Genomic DNA, 23,884 nt, shown 5'->3' with positions numbered 1-23,884 from the left:
ATGTTAAAAGGATATCGACGTTGGTCAATATAACAAAGGGGCGTTTCCATTGGCTATTGCAGAAATTGTGGAATCATACAATCACTACGTCAAGAAGATCATGGACTTTAATGAAGCCATCGCACTTGCTGAATGGGATATGAGAACTGGGGCACCCAAAAAAGGGATAAGTCAACGTTCTGAGGTCGTTGGGACTTTGTCTGACGAAGTGTTTCAACGTTCAACTTCTGATGAAATGAAAGCATACATAGATGCACTGAGCGATCCATCCGTCCAGGATCAATTGAGTATCGTTACGAAGAAAATGATTGAAAAATCAAAGAAGACCTATGATCGCTTCGTCAATATCCCGGCGGAAGAGAACAAAGCCTATGTTATTTTACAATCGGAAGCCCAAAGTGTATGGCAAGAAGCAAAAGTTAAGAGTGACTTTGCATTGCTCAGACCCTATCTCGAAAAGATGGTCGATTTCAAACGAAGATTTATCGGGTATTGGGGTGTTAAGGAAAATAAGTATGATGCCTTACTTGACCTATATGAACCAGGCTTAACTACTGAAATGATTGACAAGGTTTTTGGTAAATTGCGTAAGGGATTAATTCCCCTTGTCGAAGCAGTTTCCACGTCAAAAGCACAACCTGAGAAGACCTTTCTTACTGAACCTTTTCCTGTCGATAAACAAAAAGAATTTTGTCTCCATTTATTAAAAGAAATCGGATATGATTTCGAAGCAGGTAGACTCGATGAGACGGAGCACCCTTTTGAAACGACGCTCAATCCGGGGGATGTACGTGTCACAACAAATTATCAAGAGAATGATTTTATTTCTACAGTACTTGGGACAGTCCATGAAGGTGGACACGCACTCTATGAACAGCACATTTCTCGTGAACTTGTCGGGACGCCGCTTTGTGAAGGAACGTCGATGGGTATCCACGAATCACAATCGCTCTTCTTCGAAAACTTCATTGGTCGAAGCAAAGCATTTTGGGACTGCCATTTTGACGAACTGAAGCGGTATGGTCATGGTCAGTTTGATCGTGTATCACTCGATGACTTCTATAGGGCAATCAATAGCGCACACCCATCGTTTATTCGTATTTTAGCAGACGAATTAACTTATCCGCTCCATATTATGGTACGGTATGATATTGAGAAAGCATTATTCAATGATGATCTGCAGGTTAAAGATCTTCCTGGTGTGTGGAATAAAAAAATGAATGAATATCTGGGCATTACACCGACTAATGATCGTGAAGGCGTGCTACAAGATATTCACTGGCCAAGCGGGGACTTCGGTTATTTCCCGTCTTATGCGCTTGGCTACGTTTATGCAGCACAATTTAGGTACACGATGAGTCAGGATATTCCGGACTTTGATGACCATGTACGAACAGGTAATCTTCAAGTGGTGACTGAATGGCTCAGCAAACATATACATCAGTTCGGAAGTCTGAAGAAACCGCTTGAAATACTTCATGATACAACGGGAGAAGGACCAAATCCCCAATATCTACTGGATTATTTGGCTGATAAATATAGTGACATTTATAGATTATAAATAAGTAAATTCGGCAAACAAACCGAGTGGCCATCCAATTGGAGATTCCGAACTGGGTGTATCCTGTTGCTAAGATGAACAGGATGAAGAAAGGGGTTTTTTCTTTGGCGAGACAAGTATCGTCATATGATGATGACACAATTCAGATACTGGAAGGTTTGGAAGCAGTTCGCAAACGTCCGGGTATGTATATTGGCTCTACTGATACACGAGGATTACATCACCTTGTCTATGAAATTGTAGACAATGCTGTGGATGAGGCTTTAGCTGGCTACGGCAATGAGATATTGGTGCGTATTCATAAAGACGGGAGTATCAGTGTCCGAGACTTTGGACGCGGCATGCCTACTGGGATGCATCGAACCGGAAAACCGACGGTCGAAGTCATTTTTACTGTTCTTCATGCAGGCGGAAAATTTGGACAGAGCGGCGGCTATAAAACCAGCGGTGGGTTGCATGGCGTCGGTTCGTCCGTCGTAAATGCACTTTCTGAGTGGCTAGAAGTAACGATTTGGCGTGACGGCGCTATTTTTAAACAACGTTTTGAACATGGTGGCAATCCGGTTACAACTCTTGAACAGATCGGAACAACGCGTGAGACGGGTTCCTTGATTCACTTCAAACCAGATGCAACCATCTTCAGCACAACCACTTATCAATTCGATGTGCTTAGTGAACGGTTACGTGAATCAGCTTTTCTCCAAAAAGGGATGAAAATTATCCTGACTGACGAGCGGAGTGGTCGAGAAGAAGTCTTCCACTATGAGGAAGGGATCAAAGAGTTTGTCGCTTACTTAAATGAGGATAAGGATGTACTCCATCCGGTTGTTTCATTTGAAGGCACTGCAAATGAGATGGAAGTAGAAGTTGCTTTTCAGTTTAATGATGGGTACTCAGAAAGTTTGATTTCCTTTGTTAACAATGTACGTACAAAAGACGGTGGTACACATGAATCCGGGTTCCGTACCGCTTTGACTCGCATTTTTAATGACTACGCACGAAAAGCAGGTATTCTTAAGGAAAAAGAAAAAAATCTGGATGGCAATGATATTCGTGAAGGGTTCATGGGCATCGTATCCATACGTGTTCCGGAACACTTACTACAGTTCGAAGGTCAAACGAAAGAGAAATTAGGCACAAATGAAGCGCGTTCTGCAGTTGATACCGTCGTGTCGGAACAACTCGCCTATTATCTTGAGGAGAATCCACAGACAAGTGAATTACTGATACGCAAGGCGATGCGTGCTCGTCAAGCGCGGCTTGCCGCACGTAAAGCAAGAGAAGAAGCACGAAATGGGAAGAAATCAAAACGCAAAGAATCTGTTTTAAGCGGGAAATTAACCCCCGCTTCTTCGAAAAATGCGGATCGAAATGAGCTTTACTTAGTCGAGGGTGACTCTGCGGGTGGTTCTGCAAAACAGGGACGTGACCGTAAGTTTCAAGCAGTACTACCGCTACGGGGTAAAGTTATCAATACACAAAAAGCTCGCCTCGAAGAAATCATGAAGAACGAAGAAATTAATACGATTATCTATGCGATTGGTGCCGGTGTCGGTGCAGATTTTTCAATCAAAGACAGCAATTACGATAAAATTATCATCATGACCGATGCCGATAATGACGGTGCGCACATTCAAGTGTTGTTGCTCACCTTCTTCTATCGGTATATGCGCCCATTGATTGATGCCGGAAAGGTATACATAGCGCTCCCGCCACTTTATAAAGTGAGTAGGGGTATCGGAAAGAAGGAAACCGTTGAGTATGCCTGGGATGATAACGGCTTAAAAGAAGCAATTAAAAAAATCGGCAAGGGCTATACGATTCAACGGTATAAAGGTCTTGGTGAAATGAACGCCGATCAACTCTGGGAAACAACGATGAATCCTGAAACACGAACCTTAATTCAAGTGCATATTGAGGACCAAGCATATGCTGAGCGCCGAGTCACTACATTAATGGGTGATAAAGTGGAACCAAGACGTAAGTGGATTGAATCGCATGTCGCTTTCGGTCTTGAAGAAGATGCAAGCGAAGGATTTACCGCTGTGAAAGGTGCTGAATAATTTTGGCAGAACGTGAGAAATTACTGAATCGGACCCTTGAAGAAGTGATGGGTGACCGATTTGGTATTTATAGTAAATATATAATTCAAGAACGTGCGCTTCCCGATGTCCGCGATGGTTTAAAGCCGGTGCAGCGCCGTATTCTCTATGCGATGCTTCGAGACGGCAATACCAATGACAAACCGTTTCGAAAATCGGCAAAGACCGTCGGAAACGTGATTGGTAACTATCACCCGCATGGGGATTCCTCTGTCTATGAAGCTATGGTGCGTATGAGTCAGGACTGGAAAGTTCGGATGCCACTCATTGAAATGCACGGAAATAATGGTAGTCTTGATGGCGATCCGCCTGCTGCTATGCGTTATACAGAAGCGAGATTATCCAAAATATCTGCTGAGCTGCTTCGTGATATTGATGCGAAAACAGTAGACTTTGTGTTGAACTTTGATGACACGACTGAAGAACCTACGGTATTTCCCTCCAAATTTCCAAACTTACTGGTTAACGGTTCAACAGGAATTTCTGCCGGATACGCAACTGAAATTCCCCCGCATTGTCTGTCGGAAATAGTTGATGCAACCATTTTATTAATGGAACATCCTGATGCTACGGTTGACGATTTAATGACTTATGTTAAGGGACCGGATTTTCCTACTGGTGGTATTGTGCAAGGATTGGATGGAATCAAAAAAGCGTATAAAACCGGAAAAGGGAAAATTGTACTTCGTGCACGTACTGAGATTGAAACGCTACGAACAGGGCGTCAGCAAATTATTATTAATGAGCTTCCTTACGAAGTGAATAAGGCATTGCTCGTTAAGAAAATGGATGAGCTGCGTCTTGATCATAAAGTTGAGGGCGTGGCAGAGGTACGCGATGAAACGGACCGTAGCGGGATGCGTGTCATTATCGAATTAAAGAAAGATGCCGATCCTAAAGGAATTCTAAATTATTACTTCAAGAATACCGATTTGCAGATTTCCTATAACTTCAATATGGTCGCTATTGATCATAAGGCACCGCGTCAACTTGGACTTAAAGAAATACTCGAAGCGTACATTGAGCATCAAAAGGACGTTGTTACACGCAGATCACGCTTTGAACTCCAGAAGAGTATTGATCGCCAGCACATCGTTCGTGGATTAATTAAGGCGATTTCAATACTTGATGAAGTAATTCGTGTCATCCGGAGTTCAAAAGATAAGAAGAATGCAAAACAGAATCTATCGGATTCATTTGGTTTCACCGAAGCACAAGCTGAAGCCATTGTTAATTTGCAATTGTATCGCTTAACCAACACAGATATTGTGACCCTACAAGAAGAAGAACATCAGCTTGACCATACGATTGCAATGCTACAGGGTATCCTTAATTCAGAAAAGAAACTGATTTCAGTCATCAAAAAGGAATTAAATGAAGTTAGAAAGAAATACGCAGATGCAAGACGGACAACTATTGAAGCAGAAATTCAGGAGATCAAAATTGATCTAGAAGTTATGGTTGCTTCGGAAGAAGTCATGGTTTCCTTAACAAAACACGGTTATGTAAAACGATCAAGCTTACGCTCGTATGCTGCAAGCAGTAATGATTCAGTAGCAATGAAGGAAACCGATCATTCACTATTCCAAAAGCAGATGAATACAACTGATACGTTGCTTGTATTTACGAACATGGGACGATACCTCTATCTCCCTGTACATGAAATACAAGATCGGCGCTGGAAGGAGCTGGGGCAACACGTCGCAAGTCTCGTTCCCATTGAACCTGATGAGGAAGTCATTGCAGCAATCCCTGTAACAGACTTTGAAGCGAATCATCAATACATGACTTTCTTGACTAAACTCGGGATGGTTAAGCGAACCAAGTTAAGCGAATACCAAGCTCAACGCCGTTCAAAACCTTTAACCGCATTGAAGCTAAAAAATGGCGATGAATGTATTGCGGCTTTTCTAACTGATGGATTCAGTGATCTCATTCTTGGCACATACAATGGCTATGGCTTGCGATTTGCAGAAGAAGAAGCTGGCGAAGTTGGTGTACGAGCTGCGGGAGTTAAGGCCGTTCAATTAAAAGAAGGAGACTACCTAGCCGGCGCAGTAGCGTTCACTAAGGGATCAGATCGTGATTTGTTTATTGCCACAGATCGGGGTTCTGTAAAGAAAATGGCTATTGAAGGACAAATTGAACAGACCGGTCGTCCGAGACGAGGTGTACAAATCTTACGTGAACTGAAAACGCGTCCGCATCATATCGCTGGTTTTTCCCTTGTCGATCAACAGGATCAAATACTAATCAGTACAGACAAAGGAAAAGTTTTCACGGTCTCTTCTTCAGACATTCGAAAATCGGATCGTTACAATAACGGATCTTTTATTCTTGATCAGGACGAAGATGGTTCGGTAACAGAAATTTGGTTGGCAATTAACCAAGAGGAACGTCAGGACGGATAACCTATTCCTCTTGGTTATGGATGTAGCTATAATAATAGATCATCGTTACCGTAAGTACGAGAAGATAGATTGGTAATGAGAAGAACATTTGGTATCCATTCTGATAGCGGTAAACACCGGCATGCCATGCCAATGCCTCAGCGAATAGCGCAACAATCGCCCAGACCACTATATAAATAAAATACGTTGCTCGATTTTTCTTTAATATCGAGTAAATGTAGACAAACAAGTAAGCAAAGGGTCCGAACATGAGGTAGGACATTAGGTCCCAAAAGCCGGGGATTGATGTATTATTCACATAATAAAAATTGAACGGATGGACGCACAGAGTATTATCAAAAAGAGCACTTAAGTAGATGCTAATAAGAAGCATGATGATTGTTTGTTGTCTTGTAAATTGCTTGGGTAACCGTAACATCACTATATATGCAAGTGCTCCGGTGATGATAATAAACACTTCATTTGAGTGGAACAATAGATCGTTGTCTATCATAGTCATCGCCTCCAATTCATGGGTCCTCTAAAGGGTGTAACAGGCGGAACCCTCTTAACAAAAGGATTATGAACACATAATAACCGACAAAATAAAGGAGTAACTGTCCGGCCCCGATTGAAGATATCGTGGTATATTTTGGCTCAAGTAGGCAATAGATCAGAAAGATAAATAATGACGTACTTCCTGTAAGTACTTGTATCCAAAATTTTCGAAGAAGGATCAAGTTTACTGATACCAATGTGAGCACCGGAAATACAATTGTTCGATTGGTTAGAAATGCAAGTGTGGTCTGAATCGTGTCCTTGAAATCTGGGTCACCGATATACAAGTGTTTCGCAGGTAAAATGAGAGACAGTATAATGGTCAGGGAACTGACTAGGAAAAGAAACAAGTGCTCATCTTTTGTTAATGACTTAGGAATGATAATCAGAAGGTTTACTGAAATCCAAGCGAAACAGAGTGTTACGGCGAAAAACATTCATTAACCTCCTCATGAATTACAGCAATTGAATCTAGGAGTCATAAGTCCGATGTCTGTTTTAGCGAACGTTTTTACCATTCTTTTTGACTCAATGATTATCATGAGCGAATCACTAATAAATCATTCAAGATCTTCGAACATTTTATGAATATCATTTTTGTAACAGATAGAATCAAACGAATAGCTTTGAGAATGGAAAACATTTAGAATATAAAATGTGAAGTAGCTTGATCAGGGTTATTGGAGGGATTGTTTTGTCGAAGGATCAGGAAATTTTTGATATAACGATAATCGGTGGCGGTCCAACAGGATTATTCACTGCTTTTTATGCCGGGATGCGGCAAATGAAGGTGAAGATTATTGAAAGTCTTCCTCAATTAGGTGGTCAGCTGGGTACACTCTATCCGGAAAAAGAAATTTATGATGTGGCAGGATTCCCAAGAATTAAAGCAAAAGATTTGGTTAGAAATTTACAAGAACAAGCGGAACAATTTCATCCAAATATTTTTCTCGATGAAAAAATTGAAACGATGAACCGTCGTGAGGATGGAGTGATTGAACTGACCTCGGTCACAGGCGTTACACATTTCTCGCGTACAGTTGTGATTACTGCAGGAGTCGGTGCTTTTGCACCACGGCCGCTTAAAGTTGAACAAGCAGTTGATGGTTTCAAAAATATTCATTACTATGTCCAAGATATTACAGTATTCAAAGATAAACGTGTTGTGATTCTTGGTGGCGGTGACTCAGCTGTTGACTGGGCAAACACACTCGCACCGATTGCGAAGGAGGTCACTATTGTACATCGTCGTGATCAATTCCGTGCTCATGAGACAAGTGTTGAAGAGATGAAAAAAGCATCGGTACGTATAAAAACACCATTTACTGCAAAATCAGTTTCGGGTACAGATCATTCTGTTGACCAGCTCGTCATTCAACAAGTGAAAGGCGATGCCGAAGAAACATTGCTGCTCGATGATTTGATTGTAAACTATGGTTTTGTCTCGGCACTTGGTCCGATTAAAGATTGGGGACTTGAATTGGAGAAAAACTCAATCTTGGTTAATAGCAAAATGGAAACCAACATTCCCGGAGTATATGCTGCAGGCGATATTGCCGCATATCCTGGCAAAGTTAAACTGATCGCTACCGGACTGGGAGAAGCACCAACTGCGGTTAATAATGCTAAGCATTATATTGATCCTAATTCCAGGGCACAACCGGTACATAGCTCTAGTGCAGGAGAATTATTCACTAAGTAATGGACCTTTTTAATAGAGAAGCCTGATCTACTCAGGTTTCTTTGTGCGTCAATAGGGCATTAATATCGAAAGTGATTGGAGCAAAGCCATGATTATTAAAGCTGTGCATTCTTTGAATGCAGAGGTAAAACAGGAGATCCGAGCGCTTGAGAATGAGTGTGCTCAAGCAGATGGTTGCCTATATCTCACGGATTTGGACGATTCGATAAACAGACACAAAACCATGAATCATACGTTTCTCTGCTATGAAAAGCATCGATTAATTGCTTTTTTGCATTTGTTTGCACCAACTTCGTCTGAGGCAGAGCTTTCAGCGTTCACACTTCCAGAATATAGACGAAATGGCTATTTTAGTGCATTGCTTCTTAGAACTCTTGAAGAACTGAATGACTATCACATTCCTGATCTTCTCTTTGTGTCACAACCAAAGTATCCGGAAAATAGGATAATTCGTCATTACGGGGCAATACATGATTTTTCTGAGTATGTGATGTCTCTAGAGTTGAAAAACGATACAAAACAACATCAATCAAAATCAGGCTTGGAAATAAAAGAACAAAGAATCGACGATTTGCAACAGCTGATTGATGTCAATGTATCGGCATTTGAAGATGGCAGAGAAGAGGCTCAACACCTCATTGAGATGACTTTGCTTTCGTCAAACAGGCAAGGATATTCGGCAACCATGAACGGTGAGATTATCGGCGTTTGTAATGTACGTTTCGATGGCATTGAAGCTTTTTTGTTTGGGTTAGGAATCCATAAGGACTGGCAAGGTAAAGGTGTTGGTTTTTCATTCCTAGGCATGATCTTAGAACAATTGCTTTCAAGTCACGCAAAAATTGTTAAGTTAGAAGTGGAGTCACGAAATGAAGCAGCATTCCATCTCTACCAAAAATTCGGTTTTACACCGAACGAAACGATTAATTATGATCGCGTTCATGTAAAAGATCTGAAGGAGTTTATCAATGAATAAAGAATGTTTCGATGAAGAAACTTGGCAAAAAACGATTTTCGATGTATGGCATCTTCTGGAAAGAGAGCATATATCGGCAACACTGGAAGGTGAATCCGCTGTTCAGTTACAAGGGTGTTCAGTGGATCGAACCCCCTCGATCCGTTTTTCGATTCAATGGGACGCACTTGAATCGTTTCGAGCGAAGCTCATTGAAAATACCATCAGTGAAGTGAATACAACTCAACGAACGCATTCGTTCACGTTCACGATGAATGGATTTTTCATTGAAATTGTGGGCTACCTAGGTACTGTTGTTCGTACAGATCCTGATCGATTAATTATCTCGGTCGCTTCAGAGGAACTCGCAGTAAAGTCTTTAAATTATTACCTTCGTACTTTAGAAAAATCGAATCCGATTCGATTAGCAATAAAACGCTATTATTATAATTTGCAGGTGACTGACGCCGATCAAAATGGCCAAGCATGGAATGATGATGCATATCAAGCATGGATCAATCGTTTTGGTACACCAGATCAAGCAGCTCAAAAAATCAAGCAAGACCCAATCGGGAGACTTGGTTCGCTATCTTATTATTTAAAAGATGTGCGCGGGCAAAAAATTATGAATTTGCTTGGTTCACATGCAGGAAAAGCACTTGCGCTTGCACTAATGGGTGCGGAGGTGACTGTTGTTGATATCTCAGCTGAGAATGCGGCTTATGCAAAACATGTTGCAAACGCACTTGATGTGCCACTTAATTATGTTATTTCAGATGTATTGCAACTCCCAGTCGATCAATATAAGGAAAAGTATGATCAAGTTTTCATGGAACTTGGAATTCTACATTATTTTATTGACTTGGAACCAATCGCTGACCTTGTTTTCAATTTATTAAAACCAGGGGGTCAATTTGTCATTCAAGAATTTCATCCGATCTCAACAAAACTTGTGACAACGAAAGGGAAACGACAAATTGTCTTTGGCAATTATTTTGATCAGTCACTTCATACCCGATCCGTTGCGTTTGCAAAACATCTTGATTCTCATCATCAATCTGCAGAAGAAGGATCACGGAAAGTTTATCTGAGAGAATGGACGCTTGGCGAGATTGTAACAACATTTGCACAATCAGGTTTAACTGTGCGCCGATTAGACGAACAACCGAACATGAAGATTAATGATATCGGTCTGCCCAAGTTATTTACACTCGTCTGTGCGAAACCCAACTAACTTTTTTACATAAAATTATGTGAATGAAATGGAGAAGCAGATTTTAGTTTAAAACAAAAGAAAGCAGCAAAAGCTGCCCTCTTTTAAGAGACTGTTTATTTATTTACGGTTACATTTTGGTTTTCTGTGACAGTCTTGTGGCCCTTATTTCGAAAATACAGTTCTAATTCTTCTAGAGATTTGCCTCTTGTTTCGGGCAAAGCAAACTTGACGAAGGCAAATGCGGCAATACCACATAGAAAAAAAAGAAAGAACGTTACTGAAAAACCGACAAATTCCAAGATGATTGGAAATAGTAAACTGATTAAGAAGTTCGTCAGCCAGAGACAAAATACAGATATGCCCATACCCAGTCCGCGAACACGCTGTGGGAAAATTTCTGATAGCATTAACCAAGTGACTGGGGCAATTGCAGATTGTTGAAATGCTAGAAACATGACCGTCATACTAAGTACTAAATAGGGTAATAGTGCTGTTCCACTTAATGTCATGGAAAAAATACTGATCATAAGCAATGCGGACGAGGTTCCAGCAAAACCAATCATAAGCATAGGACGATGATTCACCTTATCAAGCAGCCAAATTCCTATAAAAACGGCAAGTACAGAAATGATCCCATTCGCAACATTTGCGATTAACGCTACATTTGTACTTAATCCAGCATTTTGAAGAATTTGCGTCCCGTAGTACATAATTGAATTGACACCAGTTACTTGCTGTATGATTGCTAAACCGATTCCCAGAAAAACAATTTTTCTGACCCAAGGGATCGTTAAGTCTCTGATCGAAACTTGGTTCATTTTTTGTTGTTCGTTTTGGACAGTAGTTTTAATGGACTTCAGTTCTCGTCTCGCACGTTTCGGGTGACGAATTCTGTTTAAAACGCGCCACGCACTTTTAAATTTTCCCTTAGAGGCATACCATCTGGGGCTTTCTGGAACAAAGAACATTCCAATCCAAAGGGTAATGGATGGCAAGGTTGCCAGAACAAGCATGTACCGCCATACATGAGATGCGCCACTTGAATAATTTGCGATCACTGCATTGAACGTGTAAGCAAGAAGTTGTCCAGTGACAATCATTAATTCGTTTTGGGTCACCATTCTTCCGCGGAACTCGACTGGAGATACTTCGGCAAGAAAAGTGGGTACGGCTACTGATGCTCCGCCAACTGCCAATCCGAGAAAGAAGCGAAAGAAGACCATCATTAGCGCATTTTGAGCGACTGAACAACCAAGAGTCGTAACCAGAAAAACAAGGGCAAGATACATAATAACCCTTTTTCTTCCTTTGCTGTCCGCCAATTTACCGGTAAAAACAGCACCAAACGCGGCACCAAGAATCAAAGAACTCGCAACAAGTCCTTCTGAGAATGCATTTAGATTTAACTGATCCGGTCTAGCCATGTAGGGAAGCGCACCATTGATCACTCCGGTATCGTATCCGAAGAGCAGCCCACCGAATGAAGCGATGAGGGCGATCACTTTTACATACCTTTTTGGATTTCTTAAATGGATACTCTGTTGGTAATCTTTTAACTCCAGGGTATCGTTGGACGATTCTAACGGTTTATTCATAGGAATAACAAATCTCCTCCTTGCAATAATGAAACAAAAAGTCTGCATTGCACAATTATGCATGCAGATCAATGGATGATAGGATCAATCCACAAGCTGAACGAAAATAAAAACAGTTGAAAAAGAAGTACCTTGCCTTTGACAAACAAAGAAAGTAAATCCAACTGTTTCGCTCGGTGTATTCTTGAATGTATCTTAAGTTTAGCATTAAACTGATATTAAGTCAAAAAAGGTGAAATAAATTGAAAATAAGGACAACAAATAATATGATGAAAAATCTTTCGGAAACCGCAATCCAGCTCTGGTTTCAGCTGTCTCGATCCTATCATGTACAGTTAAAATACTATGATCAATTTCTAAAAGAATGGAATTTTACGATATCTCAATTTGAACTGATTGTGAAAGTTGGTGAAAATGAGCACATTTCCCAAAAAGAACTTGCCGAGAAAATGTTTTTTACAAAAGGGAATATTACTCAACTGATCATCAAGATGGAAAAAGAAGGCTATATAAGTAGGGAGCAAAACTGGAAGACTAAATACATTAAGTTAACCGACAAGGGCGAAGCGATATTTGAACAAGTACTCCCGAAACAAAGACAATTCTTTTTGCAGCAATTCAAAGGACTATCCATAAAAGAACAGAAACAGCTCATCCGCTTATTAACCAAACTAAATAAATCTTAACAAAAACGAATAGGAGATGTGGTCGATCGATCGGAGAGATTAAATAAACGTTTGTTTAATTCATCTGTTCCTTAAAGGAGAAGGTGAAAATTCTTCCTCAGAAGTCCGTTTGCGACAAACTTAAATTTTTACCCTCAATCATCGAGTACTTTAAAGAACGACCGGTTGCGCCGGGGCTTTTCGTCTCCTCCGTAGGCATCTACGCCTCGGTGACGGAAACTGATTATTTTTAAAATCAGGGTTCAATTCGTGCTGGGTAAACCGATTTCTTTTACTACGTCCATCATCATTGTTCGCATTTTATTTATTTGGGACAAGTGACATGTTGCGCATTCCGCTGCAATTGATTAATAAGCAGACTGTTGAAAAGAAGTGGTTACATATTAGCACGAAATCGTTCTTAAAGCAGTTTGATCCGCAAAAATGGATGACACGTTTACTATACGTAAATTATACATAGACTGTACATCAAAATATATGTATAGAAAACGTATATATTGCTTTTCATATACGTATAAACAGTGTATATTTATATGTATAAAATGCGTAGAGATCATTTTTAAAAGGAGATCACCATGCCAAATAAAACCATTTATGTTCCTGATTCCGATTTGCAGGTCTTCGATCAAGCTCAAGACGTTTCTGGTAAAAATCTGTCCGCAACCATTGTCCAGGCGTTACGCTTTTTTATTAAAATTGGTGAAGGTAAGGGTTTTGAACATATTGAGGTTTCAGAAGGTGAAGATGGTTTTTACAAGCGGAAACGATTTATTGGTCGAGAATTAGCTTCAGCAAGCGTTCACGACGAAGATCGTGCACTGCATACGACGTTTGTGGTCTATGAGACGACACATGGACGATATGCCGTTCTTATTCGAGAACAGAAGAGGATTCCTTTGGAACAATCAATTGAAAATGAACTTAAGCGAAGAATAATGGAAAAAATCGTTGGAGAGGCAAACAATCAAATTCCGTATCCCAATGATACCGACGAGATACGCCCGGATCGTCGAAAGCTTGAGGTATATAATTCTATCGATGCACTCAATGGTCACATCCCCAGTGATTTGTTTCGTGCGTTGCATGAAATTAAGGATGGGGAATTCCTAGATATTTAATCATTTGAGCAATCAATAAAGGAGTTTTTCAACTCATGATACGTATTATTGCGAATCAAAATGAAAAAGAATTAGTGACCAAATCAGACATTCAAGCTTTGGAACAGCTTGGCTCAAAAAGTTACTGGATTGATTTAAGCGAACCTGATGCGCAGGAATTGAACCAGCTTAAGCATTTTTTCCCGTCGTTTCATCGTCAGCCAAAGGAAAGTGGACAACATGCTCATCGGCCGCAACTTAAATTGTTCAAAGACTTTTATTATGTCTCGTTGCACGTGATTAGTCCGAATACATTAAAGCCCCATGAAATGCAATTATATGTAGGAAAAACATCACTGATCACTTATCACGCGGACAATTTGAAGGCTGTGAATGATATTTGGCATGAATGCCGTTCCGACGATGCTTTCTCTGTCAAAGACATTCCTGATGAAATCTTGCGCAGGCTAATGAGCCGCATGATCGATCAATATATAATGGCTGCTAATGACCTCGAGGATAAAATCGATGACTTGGATTTAAATGCAAAAAGTGAACCGATTCATACCCTCAATCGACGTGTATTCCATTTACGTAGTGAATTGCTGAGCTTTCGACGTGTCATCACACCAATGATGGATATCATTAACAGAATGATTAGTTCGTCCTCAATTGAAACCAGTCAAGAACATGAACTTTTTTTGCGTAACCTCAATGAAAATCTCACACGTCTCACACATATGATTGAATCAAATCTCGAAATTACTTCAGACATCCGCGACAGCTACCTGTCGCTGACTACATACCGAACAAATAGAATTATGCAGGTGTTGACGGTCATTACGACCATTTTTATGCCCTTAACTTTTATTGTTGGCATTTATGGTATGAATTTCACCTTTATGCCCGAGCTCCAATGGCATTATGGTTATTTTATCTGTCTTGTTGTCATGCTGTTCATCGCATTAATTATGTACTACTGGTTCCGCAAAAAAGGTTGGTTTGATAAGTGACTATGAGATCAATTTTTATTCGTATAGAACGCCAATGCATTGTATACTTTTTAGTGAAAGGTTCATATTCGTGAAAAAGAAAGGAAGATTCAAAGCGTCATGAAGGAATTAAAAAAGCGAATTCTTGAGGATGGGGTTGTGCTCAACTCTACTATTCTAAAGGTTGATCGATTCTTAAATCATCAAATTGATCCCATGTTAATGCACCAAATTGGCGAGGCATTTGCGAAGGCATTTGCTAATGAAGGTATAACTAAAGTGTTGACACTTGAATCTTCCGGTATTGCCCCAGCTGTACTGACTGGTCTCGCGTTAGAGGTACCGGTTATTTTTGTGAGGAAAAAGAAACCCATTACGCTTAATACAAGTTTGTTAACGACAGAGATTTATTCTTATACCAAGAACGTACATAATACCGTGTACTTGGAAAAAGACATAATCCAAGAACAGGACAAGTGCTTAATCATTGATGATTTTCTAGCAAATGGTGAAGCAGCGCTTGGTTTAACACGACTTATCGAGCAGTCACGTGCGACTGTTTCAGGAATAGGTATTGTGATCGAGAAATCCTTTCAAGAAGGACGTGCAAAGTTGGATCGGGCAGGCTATTCAGTTTTCGCACTTGCACGTATTTCATCTTTAACAGACAATAAGGTGCATTTTCTTGATGAATAACTACTGGACTAGGGAGGGGTGCACAGATGAATCACTATAAATCGTTGTTTTTTGATGTTGATGATACGTTACTTGATTTTGGAGCAACTGAGGATTTGGCACTTCGTCTTCTCTTTCAAAATCAAGGACTAACCATGACGCCTGATATCATAAGCTATTATAAAAAGATGAATAAAGGGATGTGGAAAGACTTTGAAGTTGGAAAACTAACGCGTGACGAACTTGTGAACACACGTTTTTCAAAGTTATTTACAGCCTTCGGCAAAACCGTTGATGGCGTTGCACTGGAAAAAAGTTACCGCAATTTTCTTTCCGAAGGGCATCAACTTGTAGAAAATGCTTACCCGCTGATTGAAACATTGTCCGATCATTTTGATCTGTATATTGTGACCAATGGCGTTGCTGATACACAGAAGAAAAGACTCTCTGCTTCCGGTCTAGCTCCTTTTTTCAAAAAAATCTTCGTATCTGAGGATACCGGCTACCATAAACCGGATCGACAGTTCTTTGACTATGTCTTTGAACGAGTTCCTCATCTTGATGAAAAAGAAGGACTGATCATTGGTGATTCATTAATTTCAGACATTCATGGAGGAAACCAAGCAGGGCTTGACACATGCTGGTTCAATGCCAAGAACCAGACCAATGACCTCGGTGAGCAACCGACTTATGAAATCCATCAACTGAATGAGCTCTATTCAATTCTAAATGTTCCCATTCCTAAATAAACAACCTTGGATAAGGTTTGTCAGATACCGATTCCTACTTTTATAAAGCCCTCGAAACTTGCCTTGAGCAAGTTTCGAGGGCTTATTTATGAACACTAAATTATTTATGTAAACTCATCTTGTTCCTTTTCATCTCCTTTTTCAAAATGGTCATCCATATGATCGACAGCTACCTTTAGTTCATCATTGGAAAGATGAGTGTAGATCATTGTTGTCTGAATTGCTGAATGGCCGAGTTGGCGTCGCAGTTTGGGAATATCATTATTTTCTGCCTGATAACGGGTAGCGAAGGAGTGCCGCAATTTATGAACCGAGAGGGCAGGTTTCCCAAATGCTTTCGCATATTTTTTCACCAGGTTTTCGATCGCACGTGGGCTGAGCCGGCGTGTAGTACCTTTTGGTCCCATCGGTGCCGATACAAAAAGCGCCTGATTTGTAGCAGGAAGCTTGTATTTTTTGTTACGAACTGAGAGGTAATCTTCAAGATCAAGACCTGCTTGCTCACTGAAGAATACATATTGTTCTTTGTTTCCTTTACGAATAACCCGAACCATCCGTTTCTGAAAATCAACATCTTTGATATCCAATCCGACAACTTCAGAGAGACGCAAACCGGATCCAAGAATTAATGAAATAATTGCGGTGTCACGCTCCGTGTTTTGCGTGTGGAAATTGAGCAGCTTTTGGTTCTCTTTAACACTTTCTCGATAACCTTCAGCAACAAATTGTCGAAAAGCTTCATACTCATCATCCCATAGGATTTTACCTGCCATTTTCTGAGCAACGGTTTCCTGATCTTCTTTTATTTTATTAAAAGCAATCTTCGCCATTACGTTGCGTACGATATAAGGTTTCAAATCTTCGGTCTCAGCAACATTCTGCAAATAATTGAACAGAGATTTTAAGGAGGACAACTTACGATTGATCGTAAATTTGTCATTTTGCAGCCGGAATTGGAGATATGAGAGAAAATTTTCAACTGTCTGTGGTGTCAGTTTTTCCAAGCAACCAAGCGGTACGTCGGTTCGTTTGCCTTGATAATAGCCTTCAGCGAGTAGCCAATCAAAGAAAATAAGGTAATCATGGCAATAATTAAGTAGCGATCTTGGCGACATCACACGCATTTTCTTATTCACATATTCCGTAACATACCAAGGGAGCTGGGCCGTTTTCTCATCAATGCGATCATAGAGATGGGGGGTACGTTCATCAGCCATAAAATGACCTCCTGCTAATTAATGTAAATTTATGGTATTCCTATTAAATTTTAATACATAGAGGGGGTGCAGTCAATGTTTTACGCAGTAATCTAGGTTGAAGTTAAGCGTTCCAATAGAGGTCAGCTTTATTTGTTCATATTTCTAATAATAGTGAGAACCTTGGTTGGGTCGGTGCGTTCTTTATAATCTGAACTGACATGGGCGAAAATAATGGTTCCTTTTTGATCGAGCACAAAGGTCGCTGGTTTTGGCAATTCCCATTTTTGATTACCGTTACTTTTTTCGAGATCGAATCCTGCCTGTCTGTAAAGATCAATAAGATAGTCTTGCAGTTTGAAAATCAATTGATAGTGATTTGCTACTTCTCCATCTTTATCACTGAGTACAGGAAATTCAAGCGCGTCTTTTTCTTGCGTAGTTAGGGATGCATCAGGAGTCTGTGGACTAATCGCAATAATCTGTGCGCCGAGCTCATGTATTTCCGGAAGGGCGCGTTGATAAGCTCTGAGTTCCAGGTTGCAATAAGGACACCATCCGCCACGATAGAAATTGAGAATGACAGGTCCCTTGGTTAGTTCGTCTGAAAGGTTTACGATCTTTCCAGATGGATTAGGGAGGCTAAAATTAGGCGCTTTATCGCCAATCTTAAGCCCTTGAGCGACTCCAGATTCCTCAAGTTCTTTAATCGCTTGCGCGTATAGACGCTGTTTCTCTTGTGATGCTTTTTTCTTAAAAGAAGCTATAGTCGCATTGATTTCTTCATGTAGCGAAGTCATGATCGTCGAACCTCCAAATAGGTATTGTCTCTATAATACTATTGCGAGTCATGTTTTTCTAATTATTGACTTAGAAACAAAAAGCTGGATAATAATTACATACTAAACGTATCGTGCATGGGGGTTCGATTATGGCATCTGCAGAATATTCCATATCAATAAAGAAACCGGTTCATGAGATTTTTGATTTTATACGAAATGGTGATAATAATAAACTTTGGCGGCCATCAGTCATTAAAGTAAACAAAGAAACGAAAGGGGAGATAGGTGTTGGAACAAAGTATTCTCAAACAATGAAAGGACCTTTTGGAAAGAACATAAGTGGTGATTATGAGATCACCCATTATGACTTGGATCGCAAGCTTTCATTTAAAGTGATTTCCGGTCCTGCACGGCCGATAGGAGATTACGTTTTTGAAGACAAAGGAGGGGAGACAAAAGTTACCTTCAGTTTATCGTATACACCACATGGACTGGGCAAAATTATGGAGCCTATGATCAACAAACAGATGCAAAAGGAAACAGCTCTGCTCTTGAATATCAAAAAGTATCTTGAACGTTGATGTCAAGATGTGATGAATCAGGCAATATAATGAAATTGTTTTATTTAGTGCAGTAAAGGCATTAGTTTTACGCAGTAATCCTTTCACAATATGATGACAGTGCATAGATTCGTTAAAGTACCTATTGGCGTATCACATAACTATTTCGAGCAGCGAAATTACGGTTGCTCGATTAAATTTTTGCTCATAGAAAAGATTTGAATGTGTCTAAACCATCAGTTGTTGATGATTACATAATCATGATTTAAGTAACTTTGACTAAACCTAATAGCACGCATAATCAACAGCAGCAAATGTTGCACGGATAAATCGGAATGAAATGATGTGGATCGGAATTGACTATTGAATGAAAGGGTTTATTTATTTTACAAAAATTGCTGATTCATGAATTTAACTAAACAGGTAAAAAAACAGCTAATAAGAGACCGTTCCTGCAAAACTTTGACATTACTTCGTCAAAATTATATTTTACGTAGTAATTAATAAATGTGAATTTACCACTTTCCCTAAAATATTTTTAATAATTTACTGGCATTTACACTTTACACAATCCATTGCATTAATCATTTTGGCCTCTTATTTCCGATCCGCACTATTTTGCTATCCAAAATAATCACTCAACTAGATTCAACTGATAATTTAATGCATAGGCAACACCATTGTTATCATTGGTTTCCGTGATCAATGAACTTATTTCTTTAAGTTCAGACACAGCGTTTCCCATGGCTATTTTTGTTCCCGCTCTATGAAACATGGAAAAATCGTTATAGCTGTCACCAATGGTTACAATATCCTCAGGTTTAATCTGGTATTTTTCAGCGAGTTGTAGCACTCCGGTCCCTTTATTCGTATTTTTGTGAATAAATTCAATCATATTAGATGATGAAGCGGTATAATCTACCTTTGGATGATCTGCAAAATGAACTCTGAATTGCTTTAATTTCTCTTTATTAAACGAAAATGTAGAAATTTTATACACGGGTAAATCTGCAGTTAATACCTTATGAAAGTCATCAACCGGCGCCCAGCCAAATTGGGAAAATTGAGATTGCGACATTTTCCAAAGTTTTCGTTCGTCACACGACGGTACGTCTTCCTTGAGTCTCTTTAATTCTAAATCGAATAGGTTTCTGCCATTTCTAGTGGCGAGGATCTGATTTGTTGTAGCGATTTCGATGTACATATGCGCTTCCAACAAACACTCGATTATTTCACGTACAGTATCGAAATCAATAGGTGCTGCACTTAATAATCGATCCGATTCATCATAAATTGCTGCCCCGTTAGTCGAGATGATTGGGATTGAGATCCTGCCCTTTAATAAATGACGGACATCAAAGCACGTTCTCCCCGTTGCAATCGAGACAATATGATGATTCGCCACCACCTTTTTCATCGCTGTGATATTTTCCGAACTGATTTCTCCATTGCTGTTCAATAAAGTTCCATCCACATCAATCGCAACAAGTTTCATGAATACCCCTCCCTGTTCATACACATGTCTATCGTATATCATGTAAAAAATATTTGGCTAAATGATAACAATTATTAATGCAATGAATTAGATCGAACTTTTCTAGAACTCCATACTAAAAATGCTATGATTCATTACATCCCAACTTATTATAATCGCCCCTTATAGTCCTGCACTCGTTTCTTTATGGCGTCTAAAGACGATCAGAACTAGGAGACATCCAATGAACGCAAACAAAGCATTGATTAAAAATGCATTTTGTACGCCTTTTTCCGCGGCAAAACTTACAAGGAACGGAATGAGAAAATAGGCAATGGCTTCTGATATGTTATACAGACTGGTTAACGTCCCCTTCCCTTTTCTAGACACTGAAGCGAGCAAAATTAAGCCTAATTGGAGAAGACCGCCACATGAGAAGTAGCCAAGCAAGATGGAACCGATGATCGTTACTGTTGGCGAATGAAAAAGCCAGAGAATTAAAGAGAGCACAGTGGTTGCAAATGTGTAAGTGATCACAATCTTACTCGTACTTACCCTTCTTTTGCTTAAGTAAAAAGTAAACAGCACACAAATAATGGCACCAATACTAGCGTAACTGACCAGTTTGCGACCTAGATCACTGCTGAAATGAATCACTTCAGTTCCGTACACAGCGAGCCAGTTATTCAGATTATAGAGAAGAATTTGCGCTATAGCACCAAACAAGATCAACCAAACTTCATCTGATGTGAATGAGAATCGTGGACTCGATTTACTGTTGTTTGTGATTGGTTGATTGACCTGTATCGGTGGAAATGGACACGCTAAAATCAAAATCAAGTTAAGCACCAACAAGATGGCAACAGCTACGAAGCTATAACCGAACCAAAATTGATGTGCGATCAGAAAACCGATGAAAAACGGCAAGATGAACTGGCCAATTTGCATAAATGCTTTTACAAGAATATTCGCAGAAGCAGCTGATTTTGGAAAAGCCTCCATTAAGGCAGGATAAGTGCCGGTATCTAAATAAGAATTTGCTGCTCCACCAAGAAAGCCTAATACATAGGCAATTTGCGCATTAGGACTAAGTAAAATACCTATGAAAAAGCATAAATAAAGTACCATTCCGATACTAATGGATTGCTTTCTCCCCCATAGATCAGACATTTTTCCGGATACGGTTACTGCAATTAACTTGCCGATCCCTAAAGAGGAGACAACCATGGCTACAGCGAGCGTATTGGTATGCCACTGCTTGGCCAGAAACTCCATATTCTGCGCAAGAATAATGAGCCCGACGCCATGTATCAAATAATTTAAATAGAGACTGAATGCGGTGAGGGAATAACTGTTCTTCATGATTAACTTCTCCCATCTTGTTGTCATCGTTCATCTCTTTTACTGCAATTACCATTCACGTAATGGATCCATTTTACTCAATATCGTTTTACAAATCAGTTGCTTCTCTTCAAAGGAAGGTTATCGATAAAACGATTTGAATAGACATAAATAAAGGGTTCTCAAAAAATAATAAATGAATCGAAGAGAAGCTACTAAAGATTATAACGAACTCTCTCATTTTTGAATAGTTTGATCTGTTTCTTCAGGTACCTTTCATTGTTCTCTTTCGACGAACTGTTGAATTGGATGACTATGGTACAATGTGCAGTAGATATTTTAAGGAGGGATCGCAATTCTATGCGAATTTCAGAAATAAAACAGAATGCACGAACATTACTACAAGGGTATTCAAGGAAAAGTGGCGTGCTGGTCCTTGTGTTATTCCTCATTTCCACACTTCCCCCCTATTTGGTCGATGTAGCATTATCCGGTGGCTTTCAGAATTGGGCAAATCAAACGGACTCATCACCGCTCTCGTACTTCTTTCAAATGATCTATGCAATGCTCTTATTTCCAATGAATATAGCCTCAATGTGGTTCTTTCTGGAACTGATTCGTGAACAAGATCCGAAAATTTCCATTTTATTTACGATCTACAATAATGGAAAACGGGTACTTAAGCTGATCTGGGTTAATATTTTTATGGCTATTTTACTTTTTTTGTGGTTCCTTCTCTTGATCATTCCTGGAATCATCAAGGCGTTTTCTTATTCACAAGTTTTCTATATTCTTTACGACCATCCAGAGTATTCCGCAAGTAAAGCGATTAAGGAAAGTAAAAAATTGATGAACGGCCATAAGTGGAAACTGTTTCTGCTTGGGTTAAGTTTTATTGGTTGGTGTTTGTTAACAAGTGTTCCGGTAATTGCCGGAATCATCGTGTTTGCCATTTTTTATGCGATCGGAATTAAAATCCTAGCTTTTCTTTTTCTTGCTGTAGGTAGTGTGGGGAGCATTTGGATGTATTTATGGCTGATTCCCTATATCAGCACGTCAATGGCAACATTCTATGAATGGCTGATCAGGAACAATCAAACAGGAATCAACGATGCTGAATAAAGAAATAAACCCGCCATCAACTGGCGGGTTTATTTCTTACATGTTGAATAGTCTAAACATAATTTAAAGAGCAAGTTCAAATTGAATTCCAGACGGATCCTTTGTAAACCATTGAGTACCTCTGTTTTCAGCGCTCGAACCGAACTGTTCGATACGCTTAATCGCTTCGCTTCTTGCGTTGTCGCTAGGAAAGAGAAGTCTGTAATAGTTCAAGCCGACATGCTTCCCTTCTTGCACCGGAATTCCTCTACTGTTCCAGACATTTAGTCCGAAATGATGATGATAACCCCCAGTAGAAACGAAATCTGCGAGATCACCATATTTTGCAACCACATTAAAGCCAAGAGCTTCCACATAAAATTTCTCAGTTTCCTGCAAATTTGCTACTTGCAAATGTAAATGCCCCATTTTTGTTCCAGAAGGAAGTCCAGTCCACGGTTCACCATTTAATTCACTTAAAATGTGTTCATCCATCGCTTCCGTCGGCATAAATACTGTCCCATTTTGCCATTTCCATTGATCCGAAGGACGGTCACGATAAATTTCAATACCATTGCCATCAGGGTCTTCAAGGTAAAGTGCTTCACTCACAGCATGATCCGAAGCACCAACAAGTGGGTATTCCTCCTTCAATAAGTGTTGAATTACCGCTGCTAAGTCCTTCCGAGTCGGAACCAGCATTGCAAAATGGTACAAGCCTGCACTTCTCCTTAACTGTGGAAGTACATCTTCAGGACGCTCCACCGTAATCAATGGATCCGTTCCATTTGCTGAAAATGTGACCGTACGTTCTTCTTCCTTTAGAACGTGTAGACCGAGCATCCCTGAATAAAAATCCTTCGATCGATCGAGATTATTTACATACAAGAATACTTGATCCACATAGGTATTTGGTGCTTGATGAAAGTTCATGAAAATCCCTCCAGAGTCATTTATGGTCAATTAATTTTTTATAGTTGATAAACAAATCATTAATTACTTTATGTAAGTAAGTATATATAGATTAGTTTTTGCTGTCCACTTATTTTTCTCCGTAATCATAAAAAGCAATGGTTTACTAATCCAGGACTTTGGTTTGAAAATAGTTTCTTATGGTAAAATAATGGAAGTAATTATGAATCGAGGGATGAA

21 protein-coding genes are annotated in these 23,884 nt (G+C 39.7%); 13 read left to right on the top strand and 8 right to left on the bottom strand.

Translation table 11 applies throughout. The annotated features are described in order from the left end of the window. Positions 1–49: 49 nt before the first annotated feature. From NIE32_RS08800 to parC, 3 genes are all read left to right on the top strand, one after another. Complete coding sequence (locus tag NIE32_RS08800) at positions 50–1,561, top strand: carboxypeptidase M32 (RefSeq protein WP_290443541.1); 1,512 nt, start codon at positions 50–52, stop codon at positions 1,559–1,561. Positions 1,562–1,665: 104 nt separating this feature from the next. Further along, positions 1,666–3,624: a DNA topoisomerase IV subunit B gene (gene parE / locus NIE32_RS08795; protein WP_253054921.1), complete on the top strand. Its 1,959-nt coding sequence runs from the start codon at positions 1,666–1,668 to the stop codon at positions 3,622–3,624. Between the two features lie 2 nt (positions 3,625–3,626). Beyond that, positions 3,627–6,074, top strand: coding sequence for a DNA topoisomerase IV subunit A (parC, locus tag NIE32_RS08790; RefSeq protein WP_290443540.1), 2,448 nt, complete (start codon positions 3,627–3,629; stop codon positions 6,072–6,074). Position 6,075: 1 nt separating this feature from the next. On the opposite strand, the gene NIE32_RS08785 is transcribed toward parC, so the two are convergent. Continuing rightward, positions 6,076–6,567, bottom strand: coding sequence for a hypothetical protein (locus NIE32_RS08785; protein ID WP_253054919.1), 492 nt, complete (start codon positions 6,565–6,567; stop codon positions 6,076–6,078). A gap of 16 nt (positions 6,568–6,583) precedes the next feature. Beyond that, positions 6,584–7,048, bottom strand: a complete 465-nt coding sequence (locus tag NIE32_RS08780) for a hypothetical protein (RefSeq protein WP_253054917.1) — start codon at positions 7,046–7,048, stop codon at positions 6,584–6,586. Positions 7,049–7,305: 257 nt separating this feature from the next. Here NIE32_RS08780 and NIE32_RS08775 point away from each other — a divergent pair, with 257 nt between their 5' ends. From NIE32_RS08775 to NIE32_RS08765, 3 genes are all read left to right on the top strand, one after another. Beyond that, on the top strand, positions 7,306–8,313 hold the full coding sequence (locus NIE32_RS08775; RefSeq protein WP_253054915.1) for an NAD(P)/FAD-dependent oxidoreductase: 1,008 nt from the start codon (positions 7,306–7,308) through the stop codon (positions 8,311–8,313). A gap of 88 nt (positions 8,314–8,401) precedes the next feature. Continuing rightward, a complete protein-coding gene (locus NIE32_RS08770; protein ID WP_253054913.1) occupies positions 8,402–9,289 on the top strand; it encodes a GNAT family N-acetyltransferase in 888 nt (295 codons plus the stop codon). Further along, positions 9,282–10,502: a class I SAM-dependent methyltransferase gene (locus NIE32_RS08765; protein WP_253054911.1), complete on the top strand. Its 1,221-nt coding sequence runs from the start codon at positions 9,282–9,284 to the stop codon at positions 10,500–10,502. The genes NIE32_RS08770 and NIE32_RS08765 overlap by 8 nt, the downstream gene beginning before the upstream one ends. A 95-nt stretch (positions 10,503–10,597) precedes the next feature. Here NIE32_RS08765 and NIE32_RS08760 read toward each other — a convergent pair whose 3' ends face one another. Further along, positions 10,598–12,079 carry a sugar porter family MFS transporter gene (locus NIE32_RS08760; RefSeq protein WP_253054909.1) on the bottom strand — a complete coding sequence of 494 codons (1,482 nt, stop codon included), beginning with the start codon at positions 12,077–12,079 and terminating at the stop codon, positions 10,598–10,600. A 266-nt stretch (positions 12,080–12,345) separates the two neighbouring features. Between NIE32_RS08760 and NIE32_RS08755 the strand changes: the two genes are divergently transcribed. The 5 genes from NIE32_RS08755 to NIE32_RS08735 all read left to right on the top strand — a co-directional run bounded on the left by NIE32_RS08755 (position 12,346) and on the right by NIE32_RS08735 (position 16,278). Further along, positions 12,346–12,765 carry a MarR family winged helix-turn-helix transcriptional regulator gene (locus NIE32_RS08755; RefSeq protein ID WP_253054907.1) on the top strand — a complete coding sequence of 140 codons (420 nt, stop codon included), beginning with the start codon at positions 12,346–12,348 and terminating at the stop codon, positions 12,763–12,765. Between the two features lie 575 nt (positions 12,766–13,340). Then, complete coding sequence (locus tag NIE32_RS08750; RefSeq protein WP_253054905.1) at positions 13,341–13,883, top strand: EXLDI protein; 543 nt, start codon at positions 13,341–13,343, stop codon at positions 13,881–13,883. A gap of 35 nt (positions 13,884–13,918) precedes the next feature. Then, positions 13,919–14,875 carry a magnesium/cobalt transporter CorA gene (gene corA, locus NIE32_RS08745; protein ID WP_253054903.1) on the top strand — a complete coding sequence of 319 codons (957 nt, stop codon included), beginning with the start codon at positions 13,919–13,921 and terminating at the stop codon, positions 14,873–14,875. 99 nt (positions 14,876–14,974) lie between these two features. Beyond that, the gene (locus tag NIE32_RS08740) at positions 14,975–15,550 is read left to right on the top strand and encodes a xanthine phosphoribosyltransferase (protein WP_253054901.1); all 576 of its coding nucleotides are present in this window, start codon (positions 14,975–14,977) and stop codon (positions 15,548–15,550) included. 26 nt (positions 15,551–15,576) lie between these two features. Further along, positions 15,577–16,278 carry a YjjG family noncanonical pyrimidine nucleotidase gene (locus NIE32_RS08735; RefSeq protein ID WP_253054899.1) on the top strand — a complete coding sequence of 234 codons (702 nt, stop codon included), beginning with the start codon at positions 15,577–15,579 and terminating at the stop codon, positions 16,276–16,278. 104 nt (positions 16,279–16,382) lie between these two features. On the opposite strand, the gene xerS is transcribed toward NIE32_RS08735, so the two are convergent. Both xerS and NIE32_RS08725 read right to left on the bottom strand, forming a co-directional pair. Next, entirely contained in the window at positions 16,383–17,495 is a 1,113-nt protein-coding gene (gene xerS / locus NIE32_RS08730) for a tyrosine recombinase XerS (protein WP_253054897.1), read from the bottom strand. A gap of 128 nt (positions 17,496–17,623) precedes the next feature. Then, entirely contained in the window at positions 17,624–18,274 is a 651-nt protein-coding gene (locus NIE32_RS08725; RefSeq protein WP_253054894.1) for a peroxiredoxin-like family protein, read from the bottom strand. 131 nt (positions 18,275–18,405) lie between these two features. Between NIE32_RS08725 and NIE32_RS08720 the strand changes: the two genes are divergently transcribed. Then, complete coding sequence (locus tag NIE32_RS08720) at positions 18,406–18,837, top strand: SRPBCC family protein (protein WP_253054892.1); 432 nt, start codon at positions 18,406–18,408, stop codon at positions 18,835–18,837. Between the two features lie 613 nt (positions 18,838–19,450). On the opposite strand, the gene NIE32_RS08715 is transcribed toward NIE32_RS08720, so the two are convergent. Together NIE32_RS08715 and NIE32_RS08710 are read right to left on the bottom strand one after the other, a co-directional pair. Next, positions 19,451–20,311 (bottom strand): Cof-type HAD-IIB family hydrolase, encoded by an 861-nt coding sequence (locus NIE32_RS08715; RefSeq protein WP_253054890.1) that lies wholly within the window; start codon positions 20,309–20,311, stop codon positions 19,451–19,453. Positions 20,312–20,473: 162 nt separating this feature from the next. Further along, positions 20,474–21,652: an MFS transporter gene (locus NIE32_RS08710; protein ID WP_253076590.1), complete on the bottom strand. Its 1,179-nt coding sequence runs from the start codon at positions 21,650–21,652 to the stop codon at positions 20,474–20,476. Between the two features lie 339 nt (positions 21,653–21,991). Between NIE32_RS08710 and NIE32_RS08705 the strand changes: the two genes are divergently transcribed. Then, positions 21,992–22,753 (top strand): DUF975 family protein, encoded by a 762-nt coding sequence (locus tag NIE32_RS08705; protein ID WP_253054888.1) that lies wholly within the window; start codon positions 21,992–21,994, stop codon positions 22,751–22,753. Positions 22,754–22,816: 63 nt separating this feature from the next. On the opposite strand, the gene NIE32_RS08700 is transcribed toward NIE32_RS08705, so the two are convergent. Then, a complete protein-coding gene (locus NIE32_RS08700; RefSeq protein WP_253054886.1) occupies positions 22,817–23,665 on the bottom strand; it encodes a VOC family protein in 849 nt (282 codons plus the stop codon). Positions 23,666–23,884: the final 219 nt, after the last annotated feature.

Origin of the sequence: Sporolactobacillus kofuensis (assembly GCF_024125425.1) — a bacterium.
Taxonomy (GTDB): Bacteria; Bacillota; Bacilli; order Bacillales; family Sporolactobacillaceae; genus Sporolactobacillus; species Sporolactobacillus kofuensis.
Note: the sequence above shows the minus strand (reverse complement) of the source record. Positions and strands in the feature narration are given on the sequence as shown.

Excerpts from the sequence above, each read along its gene's own strand:
- NIE32_RS08785 (WP_253054919.1), bottom strand. The coding sequence starts at position 6,567 with ATGATAGACAACGATCTATTGTTCCACTCAAATGAAGTGTTTATTATC.
- NIE32_RS08780 (WP_253054917.1), bottom strand. The coding sequence starts at position 7,048 with ATGTTTTTCGCCGTAACACTCTGTTTCGCTTGGATTTCAGTAAACCTT.
- NIE32_RS08770 (WP_253054913.1), top strand. The coding sequence starts at position 8,402 with ATGATTATTAAAGCTGTGCATTCTTTGAATGCAGAGGTAAAACAGGAG.
- NIE32_RS08765 (WP_253054911.1), top strand. The coding sequence starts at position 9,282 with ATGAATAAAGAATGTTTCGATGAAGAAACTTGGCAAAAAACGATTTTC.
- NIE32_RS08760 (WP_253054909.1), bottom strand. The coding sequence starts at position 12,079 with ATGAATAAACCGTTAGAATCGTCCAACGATACCCTGGAGTTAAAAGAT.
- NIE32_RS08755 (WP_253054907.1), top strand. The coding sequence starts at position 12,346 with ATGATGAAAAATCTTTCGGAAACCGCAATCCAGCTCTGGTTTCAGCTG.
- NIE32_RS08750 (WP_253054905.1), top strand. The coding sequence starts at position 13,341 with ATGCCAAATAAAACCATTTATGTTCCTGATTCCGATTTGCAGGTCTTC.
- corA (WP_253054903.1), top strand. The coding sequence starts at position 13,919 with ATGATACGTATTATTGCGAATCAAAATGAAAAAGAATTAGTGACCAAA.
- NIE32_RS08740 (WP_253054901.1), top strand. The coding sequence starts at position 14,975 with ATGAAGGAATTAAAAAAGCGAATTCTTGAGGATGGGGTTGTGCTCAAC.
- NIE32_RS08735 (WP_253054899.1), top strand. The coding sequence starts at position 15,577 with ATGAATCACTATAAATCGTTGTTTTTTGATGTTGATGATACGTTACTT.
- xerS (WP_253054897.1), bottom strand. The coding sequence starts at position 17,495 with ATGGCTGATGAACGTACCCCCCATCTCTATGATCGCATTGATGAGAAA.
- NIE32_RS08725 (WP_253054894.1), bottom strand. The coding sequence starts at position 18,274 with ATGACTTCGCTACATGAAGAAATCAATGCGACTATAGCTTCTTTTAAG.
- NIE32_RS08720 (WP_253054892.1), top strand. The coding sequence starts at position 18,406 with ATGGCATCTGCAGAATATTCCATATCAATAAAGAAACCGGTTCATGAG.
- NIE32_RS08715 (WP_253054890.1), bottom strand. The coding sequence starts at position 20,311 with ATGAAACTTGTTGCGATTGATGTGGATGGAACTTTATTGAACAGCAAT.
- NIE32_RS08710 (WP_253076590.1), bottom strand. The coding sequence starts at position 21,652 with ATGAAGAACAGTTATTCCCTCACCGCATTCAGTCTCTATTTAAATTAT.
- NIE32_RS08705 (WP_253054888.1), top strand. The coding sequence starts at position 21,992 with ATGCGAATTTCAGAAATAAAACAGAATGCACGAACATTACTACAAGGG.
- NIE32_RS08700 (WP_253054886.1), bottom strand. The coding sequence starts at position 23,665 with ATGAACTTTCATCAAGCACCAAATACCTATGTGGATCAAGTATTCTTG.